11 protein-coding genes are annotated in these 12,696 nt (G+C 44.9%); 9 read left to right on the forward strand and 2 right to left on the reverse strand.

Annotated elements, in window-relative coordinates; genetic code table 11:
- Positions 1–41: 41 nt before the first annotated feature.
- On the reverse strand, positions 42–1,778 hold the full coding sequence (locus BK120_RS16955) for an ABC transporter ATP-binding protein (protein WP_076268686.1): 1,737 nt from the start codon (positions 1,776–1,778) through the stop codon (positions 42–44).
- Positions 1,779–1,995: 217 nt separating this feature from the next.
- Between BK120_RS16955 and BK120_RS16960 the strand changes: the two genes are divergently transcribed.
- The 4 genes from BK120_RS16960 (at position 1,996) to BK120_RS16975 (ending at position 7,574) form a co-directional block, all read left to right on the forward strand.
- Complete coding sequence (locus tag BK120_RS16960; RefSeq protein WP_372239000.1) at positions 1,996–3,438, forward strand: ABC transporter permease; 1,443 nt, start codon at positions 1,996–1,998, stop codon at positions 3,436–3,438.
- 14 nt (positions 3,439–3,452) lie between these two features.
- Entirely contained in the window at positions 3,453–4,961 is a 1,509-nt protein-coding gene (locus BK120_RS16965; RefSeq protein ID WP_076268687.1) for an ABC transporter permease, read from the forward strand.
- A 222-nt stretch (positions 4,962–5,183) separates the two neighbouring features.
- Complete coding sequence (locus tag BK120_RS16970) at positions 5,184–7,016, forward strand: ABC transporter substrate-binding protein (RefSeq protein ID WP_076268688.1); 1,833 nt, start codon at positions 5,184–5,186, stop codon at positions 7,014–7,016.
- Positions 7,017–7,118: 102 nt separating this feature from the next.
- Positions 7,119–7,574 carry a hypothetical protein gene (locus BK120_RS16975; protein ID WP_076268689.1) on the forward strand — a complete coding sequence of 152 codons (456 nt, stop codon included), beginning with the start codon at positions 7,119–7,121 and terminating at the stop codon, positions 7,572–7,574.
- Positions 7,575–7,748: 174 nt separating this feature from the next.
- Here the strand turns inward: BK120_RS16975 and BK120_RS16980 are convergent, their stop codons facing one another.
- Positions 7,749–8,954, reverse strand: coding sequence for an S-layer homology domain-containing protein (locus tag BK120_RS16980; RefSeq protein WP_076268690.1), 1,206 nt, complete (start codon positions 8,952–8,954; stop codon positions 7,749–7,751).
- Between the two features lie 397 nt (positions 8,955–9,351).
- Between BK120_RS16980 and BK120_RS16985 the strand changes: the two genes are divergently transcribed.
- The 5 genes from BK120_RS16985 (at position 9,352) to lgt (ending at position 12,554) form a co-directional block, all read left to right on the forward strand.
- Complete coding sequence (locus BK120_RS16985) at positions 9,352–9,678, forward strand: ArsR/SmtB family transcription factor (RefSeq protein ID WP_144376785.1); 327 nt, start codon at positions 9,352–9,354, stop codon at positions 9,676–9,678.
- Between the two features lie 60 nt (positions 9,679–9,738).
- Positions 9,739–10,272, forward strand: coding sequence for an SRPBCC domain-containing protein (locus BK120_RS16990; RefSeq protein ID WP_076268692.1), 534 nt, complete (start codon positions 9,739–9,741; stop codon positions 10,270–10,272).
- A 183-nt stretch (positions 10,273–10,455) separates the two neighbouring features.
- Positions 10,456–10,887 (forward strand): BlaI/MecI/CopY family transcriptional regulator, encoded by a 432-nt coding sequence (locus tag BK120_RS16995; protein ID WP_076268693.1) that lies wholly within the window; start codon positions 10,456–10,458, stop codon positions 10,885–10,887.
- Positions 10,884–11,684 (forward strand): M56 family metallopeptidase, encoded by an 801-nt coding sequence (locus tag BK120_RS17000; RefSeq protein ID WP_076268694.1) that lies wholly within the window; start codon positions 10,884–10,886, stop codon positions 11,682–11,684. Before BK120_RS16995 ends, BK120_RS17000 begins: the two co-directional genes overlap by 4 nt.
- Before the next feature lie 84 nt (positions 11,685–11,768).
- Complete coding sequence (lgt, locus tag BK120_RS17005; RefSeq protein WP_076268695.1) at positions 11,769–12,554, forward strand: prolipoprotein diacylglyceryl transferase; 786 nt, start codon at positions 11,769–11,771, stop codon at positions 12,552–12,554.
- Positions 12,555–12,696: the final 142 nt, after the last annotated feature.

A 12,696-nucleotide genomic window follows, 5' to 3' on the forward strand; every position in this document is an offset into this window, starting at 1 on the left:
CCCATTCATCCAACGGGTTTCGGTTCTTTAATGTCGCCAGCTTAGCTGGTTGCAACGGCCACCCAGTGGCCTTTTTTCACTTCTACGAATTCGGAGTGTTCGAGCTCGTAGGGATCAGCTTTGGCAGCTTCCTCATGCACTACCAGCTTCTTCTGCGATTCAACCTTGGGATCAGGTACTGGGATTGCCGCCAAAAGCGACTTCGTATAAGCATGAATCGGATTCGCGTAAAGCTCCTCGCTTTCGGCAAGCTCAACGATCTTCCCTTTATACATGACCGCGACGCGGTCGCTAATATGCTTCACCATCGATAAATCATGGGCGATGAACAGGTAGGTCAGACCAAGTCTTTGCTGGAGCTCCTCGAGCAGCTTCACAATCTGTGCTTGAATGGAAACGTCGAGTGCGGACAATGGCTCGTCGCAGACGATAAATTCAGGCTCTACAGCGAGCGTCCGCGCAATGCCGATCCGCTGCCGTTGGCCGCCGGAAAACTCATGCGGGTAGCGCATGGCATGAGATGGATCTAGCCCAACCATCTCAAGCAGCTCCTCGACACGTTTCTGACGTTCACGTTTGGAGGTCGTTATTTCGTGTACGTCAAGCGCTTCGCCAATAATATCAATGATGCGAAGCCTTGGATTTAGTGACGCGTACGGGTCCTGGAAGATCATGCCCATATGGCGTCTCATCGTCTTCATCTCCGAGCGATTTAATTGCTGAAGCGGTATTCCTTTGAAAAGCACTTCGCCGCCCGTCGCCTCATTTAAGCGAAGAATTGTACGGCCGGTCGTTGACTTTCCGCTGCCCGATTCACCGACAACTCCGAGTGTTTCACCAGCCTGTATATCGAAGCTGATATCATTAACGGCCTTAACAATTTGCCCTTTGCCCATATCAAAATATTGCTTCAAAGAACGAACCTGCAGCAAAGGCACGCCTTCTTCCCGCTGAATAATCGCAGGGATGGGCTTCTGTTTTTTCTTCTCGTCTAAACGAGGCAATGCATGGAGAAGCTTAACAGTGTAAGGATGCTGGGGACTAGCAAAGATTTGCTCCGTTGTTCCCGTCTCGACGATTTCTCCGTCCTTCATGACGACGACGCGATCACACATGCCGGCTACGACGCCTAGGTCATGCGTAATTAAAATAATGGAGGTTCCCAGCTGCTTCTGTATATCCTTCATTTGGTTAAGGATCTGTGCCTGTATGGTAACGTCAAGCGACGTTGTCGGCTCATCTGCGATTAGCAGCGAAGGACGGCATGCCAGCGCAATGGCGATCATGACCCGCTGACGCATCCCGCCAGAGAATTCATGAGGGTACTGATGATAGCGGGCTTCACTATTCGGAATGCCTACGAGCTTCAGCATCTCGATCGCTTCAGTACGGGCTTGCTTCTTGTCCAGCTTTTGATGCTTGATCAAGCTTTCTTCAATTTGGTTGCCGATCCGCATGGTCGGATTGAGCGAGGACATGGGATCTTGAAAGATCATCCCGATATCTCTTCCGCGTATGGCTTCCATTTCTTTATCGGTTTTAAAGGCTAAATTTTGTCCTTGAAAAAGCACCTCACCGTTCTTCACCATGGAAGGGGGAGAGGGCAGAAGCCTCATAATTGTACGCGCAGTAACGCTCTTTCCGCTGCCGGATTCACCTACAATGCCGAGCGTTTCGCCTTTACGGACCTCAAAGCTGACGTGACGTACCGCTTCTATTTCTTTGTTACGGGCGAAAAAAGAAACCGATAAATCGTTAACTTGTAATAATGTATCCATATATGCACCTGCAATTCTGTGGTTTTCCAATTGAGATTAGGGTAATTTAAAGAGAGATTCTTATTTATACCTGATATTCCTTATATCATGTATAATGAAAAAAAGTAAGTAACAAAGTTATAAGTTATTGACATATTCCAGTCCATAAAATAAAATCTACTATATTGATCGGAATAATGCAATTTAAAATTACTAGATGGAAAGGAAGCGGACTAGCTTGAAAGGGCACGCAACTGCTATGGGTAATGGCTTTATTGATCATATCGCCGCCATCTACCGCAAAATGTTATTACATCCAGCCTACAGTCTGCTTATATTGCTGTTAGGAGCTCCTGTATCTGCCATCGTGTATGGCGTTCATCAATATCGTAAGTCTAAGTACGGCTACAAAGCAATCGCCGCGGAGACGAGGAGCAAGCTGCTTGCAACTGGGCACCTTGATAAGCTGCGTATCGAGGCTAAAGAACAGCTTGTCCGCAAGCATCGTTTCTTCGGGCAAACCGTCAGCGCAGAGCAAACCGAGCAGGAAGCGCACCGGTTGGCTGAGATCAAATTTAATGAATCGTTCAACCATGAGCTGGATAAACGGCTTGCCAGCGAGAACGGGCTGAAGTTTTCATTTGGCGATACGTATCATGCGTTAGCCTTGAATCCGGCTTTCTTCATCTTATCACTCATTATCGGTTTTCCAATGTATGTGTTGATGGCCATTTACTCGATGCCTTACTTGAAATACGTTGCGGAACGTATCGTGATGTCAGTATTCGTTATTTTGGGCGTCGCTTTTCTCGTTTTTACAATCCTGTATATATCGCCGATGAATCCAGCGGCTAACTTATTAGGAGAGACAGCGACTGCCGAGCAGATCGCAGCCTTCAACCATCTGTACGGATTGGATCAACCTTATCTTGTCCAGTTATGGGACACAATTAGAGGAATATTTACATTCGATCTCGGCAAGTCATTTGCAGGCAACGAGAATGTTACTGCAGCTATCGCGAATAAATTTCCGGTGACGCTCACGTTAACGGTTATCTCGACGCTGATCGCAGTATTGATCGCTTTGCCAATCGGCATTATTTCGGCTACGAGACCGAATTCCTTTTTTGATTATACCTTTATGTTCATTGCTTTGCTCGGATTGTCGATTCCGAACTTCTGGCAGGCGCTTATTTTTATTTTGAATTTCTCAATTAAGCTTCCATGGCTGCCTGCAACGTATAACCCTGAGAACTGGCTGTCTGCGATTATGCCGATTGTCGTTCTAGGCACAGGGCTAACGGCTGCCGTAGCCCGAATGACCCGTTCATCGACGCTTGAAGTTATTCATGAGGATTACATTACGACTGCAAGGGCCAAAGGGCTTGCTCGCAAAAGTGTTATTTGGAAGCATGCCGTTGGCAACGCGCTTATCCCAATCATTACTGTCATTGGCTTGCAGTTCGGCGGTATGCTCGGGGGAGCGGCGGTTACAGAGAAAGTATTCAATATTAGCGGTATCGGCAGTTATATCGTTGATAAGCAGTTCATTCCCGACATTCCTAGCGTGATGGGCGGGGTCGTGTATACAGCCATTACCATCTCGATCGTGAATGTTATCGTCGATTTGATGTATGCGTTTTTTGATCCTAGAATCCGCTCGAAAATGAAACAATACTAAAGCAGGTGCTACTCTTGACGAATCCTACTATCAGCAAGCAAGAAGTCAAGTTCAGGCTGAAATCGAGTCAAGAATACAGTCAGGCAAGCTTCGCTGGCATTGTATCCCTGGCGCTTGGTCTTGTACTTCTGCTAAACAGTTATGTTCCCGGTGACGGGTCATTTAAGCCTGCAGTACTCATTGCAAGCATTGCATATTTTGCTTTCGCTCTGCTCGAGCTGGCGGTATGGGCGCTCATTCGAAGCGATCTTATCCGTTTGGGCGCGATCAGACGTTCCACAAGAATGCTTGGTTATGTACTTCTGTTAAGCCTTCTAACCGCGAATGTATTCGTGGCAACTACGGCGTTCCAGCTCATCAAGCAGAAAAAAAGCGCGGCGTATACGTTAGCTGTTTACTCGCTCCTTACGACTCTGTTCGTATTCGCAGTATCAGCTCTTAACTTGTTTAAGCCATATGTGGCTAACGGGTTTATGATCGGTATGTTTCTATTGATCGTTGCAGCGGTCCTGCAGCTCGCAGCATTGCTGCTGGTCGCTAAGTATGCAGATCAAGCAGCGATGCCTCGCTGGATGGGAATCGTTGCTGGTATCCTTATTTTAACTTCGGTATCCGGCAACTTGTTCGCATTATTTCTAGGATTATTACTGATTGCGAAGCTGCGGGACAAGGGTTATTCATCCGGCTCTAAGCTTGGAGAAGTTGTGGAACGTCTGTCGAGAAGCTCGACTTCCATGCTGGGACTGCTCTTTATCCTGTTCCTGCTCACGCTGTCCATAACAAGTTACCTGACCTTTGATTACGGCCTTGCGGTTGAGAACAACTACAGCTTAATTCTTCAATCTCCTGAGCTGGCTTATCCGCTAGGAACGGACAACTTCGGAAGAGACCTGTTCTCGCGTATCGTCTTCGGCGCACGAATCTCTTTGGCTGTCGGCTTGTTGTCAACGCTCATCCCCGTCTTGATTGGGGGCGTTCTAGGTGCAGTCTCTGGCTATTACGGGCGGCATACGGACAATATTATTATGAGGATATTAGATATCCTCTATGCGATTCCTGGCATTCTGCTTGCCATTGCGATCATTGCGGCATTTGGCGCAAGTACGGTCAATCTAATTTTGGCATTAAGCGTAGGTGCGATTCCAACTTATGCCCGGACAATGAGAGCCAATGTCATGCTCGTATCTACGCTGGAATATGTACAGGCTGCTAGAGCTTTCGGCTCCAGTGACCGAACTATTTTGTTCAAGCATATCGTACCTAACTCCATCGCGCCGATGATTGTAAAATCTACGCTGACGATTGGTACTGCGGTCATCTCCACAAGCAGCTTGAGTTATTTGGGGCTTGGCGTCGAACCGCATATTCCGGAGTGGGGAAATATATTAAAGCTCGGAAGCGCATATCTCGAAACGCATGCCTATACGGCTGTTTATCCGGGACTTGCGATTATCGCGCTTGTACTCTCATTCAACTTTCTTGGCGACGGCTTGCGCGATGCGCTGGATCCGAAGCTGGATTAAAGATTTCATCCCTTTTTTAAAATATAGGAAAGTATAAGCTTCACATTTATACTCCGCCTATATTTTGCGAGAAACTTCTTGTCCTTAAACAAGGACGACGAAGTCGTTTCTTCTTAACCTCATTCATATTCCATCGACTTCTACGTTACGAGACCGGAATGGGCGATAACTGAATGTGAGTTAACATATAAGATATAGATAAAACAGGAGGAGACTACTATCATGAAGAACAAAGGCAAATTCGCCGCATTGTTGCTAATCAGTCTTTCGATTATGCTCAGCGGATGCAAATTAACAACCAAGAACGACGTGAAGGAATCACCAGCACCAACGCAAGGAACAGAGGCAGTCGTTGACAGTAACCCAGTAGATATAGAATTGCTTGGCATGAGCTCAAACGAGGCTGACCTTAACATTGTTCGCGATCAGCTTACAAAAAACGGCTTTAAAGTGAAATTGAATCTTCAAGCTGATTACGGCAGCTTCAAATCACAGCAGGACGCTGGCAACTATGACATCGCATTGTCCAGCTGGACTACCGTTACGGGTAACCCCGACTATGCAGTACGCTCGCTCTTCAAAACAGGCGGAGACTACAGCATCCTTGCTGATCCGGAAATCGATAAATTGATTGATGCGGCTGGTGCTCAAACGCCAGAAGAGTACACAGAAACGTACAAGCAATTCGAGCAGCAGCTTGTCTTTGACAAGGCTTATATCGCGCCGCTATACAACTCATTGAAAGCACAGGCTTTGAATCAAGACGTACTGAACAAGGATTCCGTACGCATCTCGAAGTCACGTTCGCTTCCTTGGGAAGATGTTGATTTTAAAGACACTTCAAAGCGTGCAAAAGATGCGCTAGTGCTTCAATCGACTATGCCGACGCTGACGTCGCTTGATCCAATCAAAGGCAACGACGGCTCCATCAACATTATTAATACGAATATGTATGTGCGTCTAGTGAATCTTACAGATGATGATAAAATCACTTCCGAAGGTTCCCTATCGTTGAATCATGCGATTGCTGATGGCAATTCCGATTATTACTTTATCCTAAGAGACGATATCAACTTTGCTCAAATCAAAAACAAGCTCGCAGTTGATACTGGCGAACGCGTTGGTGCTGACGATGTAATCTTCTCGCTGAACCGCGCGAAGGACAAAAACTCTGTACCTGACCACCGTACGTTTACTCTTCACGAGCATATCAATAACGTGGAACTTGTAACGGATGCTGCAGCACTAGATGCTGTTAAGGTTTCCGGTGGCAGCGACACTGTAAAAGCAGCTCTTGAAAAAGGTCTTGGTTCAAAAATATCCGCTCTCGTATCGGATAAGAAACAAGCGAACAACAAAGAGGGTAAATACCAAGTCGTTAAGCTTACGACGACTGAGCCTTTCCCGCAAGTACTGAACTACTTGGCTCACCAATCGGCAGGTATCGTGTCCAAGAAACAAGTAGAGAGCATCAACACGTACGATGTAGCTAAATTCGATGTGAACAAAGATATTCCTTACGGCGACCAAAATACGGTAACAGAAGGCAGCGCGTATAACAACACATTGTTTACAAGCGGTCCTTACATCCTGTCCTCCAAAAATGATTACGAGGCTATTTTCTACAAAAACCCTGCGTATATGAAGGGTACAGAAAATGAGCCGAATATCGCTAATATTAAAATCCGCTTTATCAAAGACGCAGACAGCAGCTTGTCCGCGCTTCGCAGTGGTGAGATTCACATCTACTACGGCGTATCCGAGACGAAATTTGACGTTGTGAAGGGCGACAGCAAGCTGGCGCTTCAAACCGTACAAAGCAATGCTGTTTCTTACTTGCTGTTCAATACAAAAAACCGTCCAGTTGCGGAAAGCGCAGATCTGCGGAAAGCAGTTCTATACTCCATTAACCAGGATGAGATCTTGGCATTCTACAATGGCAACAAGTTCAAAGCCGTTTCCACGCTTAGCCCGCTTGTGAATACTGGCATGGAGCTGAAAGCTGATCCGGCGAAAGCGAAAGAATTCCTAAACGCCTACAAAGCAAGCAAGTAACTTTTAATATTGGCAAGAGACTGCCTCCGGTTATCCATGATGACCGGGGCAGTCTCTTTCACATAGGACTGCTCACATGCGAGCATAAAGGAGAGATTACGAATGGCTGACACACTCAAGCCCGAAACGAAGCTTTCACAATGGGATGCCTTGATGCTGGAATCGCTGAAGGCTTACGGCTGGCCAAATGATGAACTGATTAGCAAAGTGCAGGCTGGCAATTTGCCTACAGATGAAAGTAAGTTCCATTTCGAATACACCGCTTTAACCGCTTTGGCGAATGAGGAGCAAGATACTTTCGTACAAGCTGTAACAAACGGCTATCAAATCAAGTACAACACGATACGCGGCATTCACAGCTGGATACTTGTCGCACTGAAGCAAGAAGCAGAGCTTATTCTGGAGCCGGAGAACGAAGCGGTCATCGCCCATTTGTCAGAAGCTGAAGCAAAGCGCCTCGCTTTCGTACTTTCATTCGGCTGGGGAGTATCCCCTCATGAGGGAGAGCAAGATTCAGACGGTAGAGCCGCGTATAAGGTGGCACCTGTTAGAGCATAAGGGTTGGCTGGAATTAAAAAGGAATCATTTATGATTATGGTTTCGGTGAACAGAATTGTGACCGATAAGAAGGATGCTTTTTTTAAAAATGCTCTTCGTTTAGGGTTTTGGAACGAATGTTATACCTATACAACAAACCCAGTACCGCATCGGTACTGGGTTTGTTGTATAACATTAAACATCTTCCCATCCAAAATAAGAATAGGGGAACCAAGAAGTCGAGACATAGACAACAGCATGGCTCTCCTTATCGAATATGAACGATATTGAATACATATTATCAGGGTTGTTAAGCTTATCATGAATGGAAATGTCGCGGTAATTTCCGTCGCTGGTCTTCTCGTAGAAATAGGTAGCTGATTGGTCTCCATAAAATCCAAAAGTTCCATATAGGCGAAGGACATCGAACATGGTGCTTTCTCCGAGGACAATCCCCTTATATGTACGTAATGACGGATTTATATTGGTAGGTTCAATAGTGTCTTGATCTATTTTCCAAGAATCAATCAGCCCATCTTTGTTGTAGTGTGCTGAGAATAAAGGGTAAATGTTATTATTAAAGACATCCTTTTCATCCGAAACCTCGTATAGATCCTCTATTGTTTTTTTTGAATCTCCTATCTTCACCTCAGTAAAAGGACTATTTCCAAATAAATTGAAGTCATTTCTCGTGACGGGTTCGGCGCTGAAATCTGGAATACGCTGGATGGCTGCAGATGGTAAAGACGGTAGAAGTGTGCGATCCGATGGAGCGGTTGGCCTTTTTTCTATATCCAGTACTCCTTTAAAGGTGAGCTGTCTAATCCACTGAATGGCTTCTGCTCGTGAAAAAGAGTCCTGTCCATTGAATTGCTCTGGCGTTATAGCGTCACTGTTAGCCATACCGTTTCCAATGAGGTAAACAACGGCGTCTTCACCTTCAAAATGAACCCCTTGCACGGCACAAATGATTTCTGAAGCTCGTGACTTCGTGAGTGGCTCCATTCTCAGCTTATGGTTCGAAGCGCCGGATGTAGGATGATTAAAGCTCTCTGCCATGCGATAGGGACCGCCTGTCCAATCATCATTACCCTCAGGGGAACTTGCGGATGGCAAAGCCATACCCAAGGCTCTATAAAGAGCTTTTAAAAACTCTGCTTCAGTTATTGGCTCGTCAGGCTTTAAGCTGCTGTCAGGGTATCCATTTATAATATTTTGTGCCATAGCCCATTGAAACAAACGCTCAGCCCAGTGTCCTTTCATTCCATAGGGCTTGATAATGAGAAAATCGTATTTTCCGTCATCTTTTTGATCCTGAGCATGCAAAGTTGCTGTTGTTGTTAACCAAAATAATGAAGATACGATGATCAGACATGTGACTATACGCTTAATCTTAAACATAAAATTCATCCTTCCGAATCCAAATAAGTACTGTTTTTTTATATTGTTAAAAACTTCCTAATGTTATATCGGAAAGTATAGTATTTTAACTGATAGCTGCGAGTGAAAACGGCGATTTGATTCATTTTACTTTAAACTGAATTAGATGAGGCGATGTAGGATGAATAAGAACATCGATGATATCGATGGTTCTTAAATCCGCTGCTAGGTTGATTTCATGGAACATAAGCAAGCTTTAAAAAAAATTTGAATATTCCTTTACAGGAATATTCCCGTTGTGGTATATTTAATTCAACAAAAGGAAATACAAGGAGGGAGGGCTTAAAGGATTCGATAAAGTAATGATTGCTTTAGAGAAGGCTTATTTAATTAAATCAAGTGAATGGATGTTTTTCTTATGAATGCTAACGTTATGAGTGCCTTGGCTGAGCCTAACCGCCTGCAGATTGTTGACCTATTGCGAGCGAGTCCTCTAACGGTTGGGGAGATTGCTGAAAGGCTTGGCCTACGCCAGCCCCAAGCTTCCAAGCATTTGCGCGTCCTTAGCGAGGCCGGTATTGTTGAGGTGCAGGCGATTGCTAACCGTCGTATTTACAAGCTGCGTCCTGACCCGTTTAAGGAATTAGACGCTTGGCTGGAATCATACCGACGTATGTGGGAGGAACGCTACGATCGGCTGGACGATTATTTACTGGAGCTGCAAAACAAGGAAACAGATAAGTAAGATTAGCTATAAGAAATCAACGGATTAATGATATAAACAAATTTGAGGAGGATGTTTATTATGACTAACCCTAACCTAACTAATCAATTGGTATCGAAAGTAGAAGGCAGCACACTTATATTGGAGCGTGTGTTTCAAGCACCGCGCGAGCTTGTATTCAAAGCTTTCTCGGAGGCAGAGCATTTAAAACATTGGTGGGGACCAAAAGGCTGGACTTTACCTGTATGCAACGTCGACTTCCGTCCAGGTGGAACTTGGCATTATTGCATGAAGTGTGAAGATAAGAACCAAGGCGACTTCTACGGTATGGAATCGTGGGGTAAAGCATTCTATCAGGAGATTACAGCACCGGAGCAGATCGTCTATAAAGATTGTTTCTCGGATGCGGAAGGCAATATTGCGGAAAATATGCCGCAAATGATGGTTACACTCGATTTTATTGAGCAAGATGGCAAGACGAAACTAATTAATACCGCGAAATATGCATCGCCAGAAGCTTTGCAAACGGTGATCGATATGGGAATGATTCCAGGTATAACGCAAACGTTTGAAAACTTGGATGTTCATTTGGAAAAGCTGCAACAAAGCAATTAAGGAATAAAGGCGTAGAATGAACCTAGGTTCATTTTACGCCTCTTTTGTTATTTATGGAGAAATAAACGAGATGGAATAGTGATTTAATATTACATTGCTCCGAATAACCCTTGAATAAAGATACAAATATTGACATGAACGTCCTAACATACTACACTGTGTAGTATGTTAGGACGTGATCGCATGCAAATAAAAAGATTGAACGTGAGCGGTGAGGGACTAAATCGATTTTTTGGGTCGCTTGAAGCTAAAATTATGGATATTCTATGGTCTTCCGATGGTTTGAGTATCAAAGAGGTACAGGCAATTTTAAATCAGGATAATCCGATTTCTGTTAACGCAGTGATGACAGTGATGAACCGATTGCTGGACAAAGGCCATCTTACGAAAAGGCAGACTGGAACGGGTAGAAACCAAGCTGCACAGTTCAGCACGGTGCAGTCAAGGGAACAATTTTTATCGGAACAGACGAAAGCAGTATCACAAGGACTTATACAGGAGTATGGCAGTTTAGTCGTGAACCATATGATCGATGCGCTGGATGACGTTGATCAGGAAACGATCGCGAAGCTGGAACGCAAACTAAGCGAAATCAAGAGAGGAAAAAAAGAATGAACCCTCCGGTTAAGCTGAAATGGATCTTTGCACTGATGATCTTCTGCATGGCTTTGTTTAGCATGCAGATGGGGATTTTTGTTGCTCGCCAAATGGAAGACGAGAGGCTGCATGGCTTTACTTTGACTTTTGCCCTGCTTGTCATGGTCGCCTTGTATACGCTCATAAGGGTGAGCTGGCGAATGATAACGCAGACGTATTTTTCGAGGAAATGGCTAAAGCTGTTTTATGCTATTAAACATGACAGACTAACGAAACGCTTTAACTATAAGTACCGCAGCTTAAAAACAGAAATCATCGTGGTGAAGGATGATGCTTTTGTCGCGCTGGCGATCGGCATGCGACGGCCGAAAATTGTGGTCTCAACAGCGGTTCTCGATATATTCAGTGATGATGAGGTAAAGGCGATATTGCTGCATGAATGGCATCATTGTCTCAATCGTGATAATTTCAAGCTGTTTCTGATGACCATGCTGACGGAAGCTTTTGCGTATTGGCCCATTATGAAGCCGATTTTTCGCTATTATCAAACATGGACCGAGCTGCTCGCCGACCGCTTTGCGATCCGCCAAATGGGCTCGGAGTTGCATTTGGCTAGTGTACTATTGAAGTTGTCAAAGCTGGGGGGAATGAAGCAGCATGCGGCATCGGTTCATTTTGCAAATACAACGATGCATTATCGCATCATGCAAGTTCTAGAGCCTGAAAAAACAGTGAAGGTAAAGATAGCCTTGCGCAGACCACTGCTTGCCTCTTTATCGTTGCTACTGCTATTTATGTTGGGCGGGGACTCATAAATTTTTTTATGCAATCATACTACAGACTGTAGTATTGAGGAAGGCGACAGGTCATGGCGATATGAACCCAGGGAGGATAAGTGAATGAGAGTTATTTTATTTTCAATTGGAGAGTTCCAAGTACATTCTTACGGGGTAGTGGTGGCTTTGGCGGTTCTGCTAGCGCTGGGGATGGCTCGTCATTTGGCTGCCGGTACTTTGTATCAGGAGCATATACTGAACATGGTTCCATATCTATTCGTTGGTGCAATCTTGTCTGCGCGAATCTGGCATGTTTTCTTTTTTCAATGGGAGTATTACTCGAAGCATCTTATCGAAATCATGTACATATGGCATGGCGGAATTTCGATTCAAGGAGCATTGATTGGCAGCTTCGTGGCTTTGATCGTCTATACGAGGAAGCATCGTTTATCCTTTTGGGAGCTGGCCGACATAATGGCTCCAGCAATCGTCTTGGGGCAGTCGATTGGCAGAATTGCCTGTTTTCTGAATGGAGATGCGTATGGTTCGCCAACTAGCTCGGGCTTCGGTATTGTTTATCCAGAAGGAACGATGGCTTACGACGTTTACGGCTCACAACCGCTGTGGCCTGCGGAAATATGGGAGGGACAGTGGGATCTCATCGTATTCGTCTTGCTAATCTTATTAAAAAGCAGGAAGTGGGGAGCCGGGGTATTATTCTTAACTTACAATATCCTGTATTCATTCGGTCGTTTTAACTTGGAATGGCTGCGGGGAGATTCGCCTCGCTACTTGTTTAATTGGACAGCCGGTCAGTGGACTAGCTTCAGCGTTATAGCGGTTAGCTTAAGCTTAATTGTTTTCCTTGTTATGCGGGAGCGGAAGAAGATGCATATTTCTATCCAATAGCTCCAATATACTGAATTTATAAAATTAAAAAGTTGTGATTTATTCTGATGAAAATGTTTTTACATGCCGTCAGCCGCAGCAATCATTCGAATCGTATACTACTAGAAAAAAACAGCGTACACAGTTACCTGAGTACGCTGCT

Origin of the sequence: Paenibacillus sp. FSL A5-0031 (genome assembly GCF_001956295.1) — a bacterium.
Taxonomy (GTDB): domain Bacteria; phylum Bacillota; class Bacilli; order Paenibacillales; family Paenibacillaceae; genus Pristimantibacillus.

Excerpts from the sequence above, each read along its gene's own strand:
- BK120_RS16955 (WP_076268686.1), bottom strand. The coding sequence starts at position 1,778 with ATGGATACATTATTACAAGTTAACGATTTATCGGTTTCTTTTTTCGCC.
- BK120_RS16970 (WP_076268688.1), top strand. The coding sequence starts at position 5,184 with ATGAAGAACAAAGGCAAATTCGCCGCATTGTTGCTAATCAGTCTTTCG.
- BK120_RS16975 (WP_076268689.1), top strand. The coding sequence starts at position 7,119 with ATGGCTGACACACTCAAGCCCGAAACGAAGCTTTCACAATGGGATGCC.
- BK120_RS16980 (WP_076268690.1), bottom strand. The coding sequence starts at position 8,954 with ATGTTTAAGATTAAGCGTATAGTCACATGTCTGATCATCGTATCTTCA.
- BK120_RS16985 (WP_144376785.1), top strand. The coding sequence starts at position 9,352 with ATGAATGCTAACGTTATGAGTGCCTTGGCTGAGCCTAACCGCCTGCAG.
- BK120_RS16990 (WP_076268692.1), top strand. The coding sequence starts at position 9,739 with ATGACTAACCCTAACCTAACTAATCAATTGGTATCGAAAGTAGAAGGC.
- BK120_RS16995 (WP_076268693.1), top strand. The coding sequence starts at position 10,456 with ATGCAAATAAAAAGATTGAACGTGAGCGGTGAGGGACTAAATCGATTT.
- BK120_RS17000 (WP_076268694.1), top strand. The coding sequence starts at position 10,884 with ATGAACCCTCCGGTTAAGCTGAAATGGATCTTTGCACTGATGATCTTC.
- lgt (WP_076268695.1), top strand. The coding sequence starts at position 11,769 with ATGAGAGTTATTTTATTTTCAATTGGAGAGTTCCAAGTACATTCTTAC.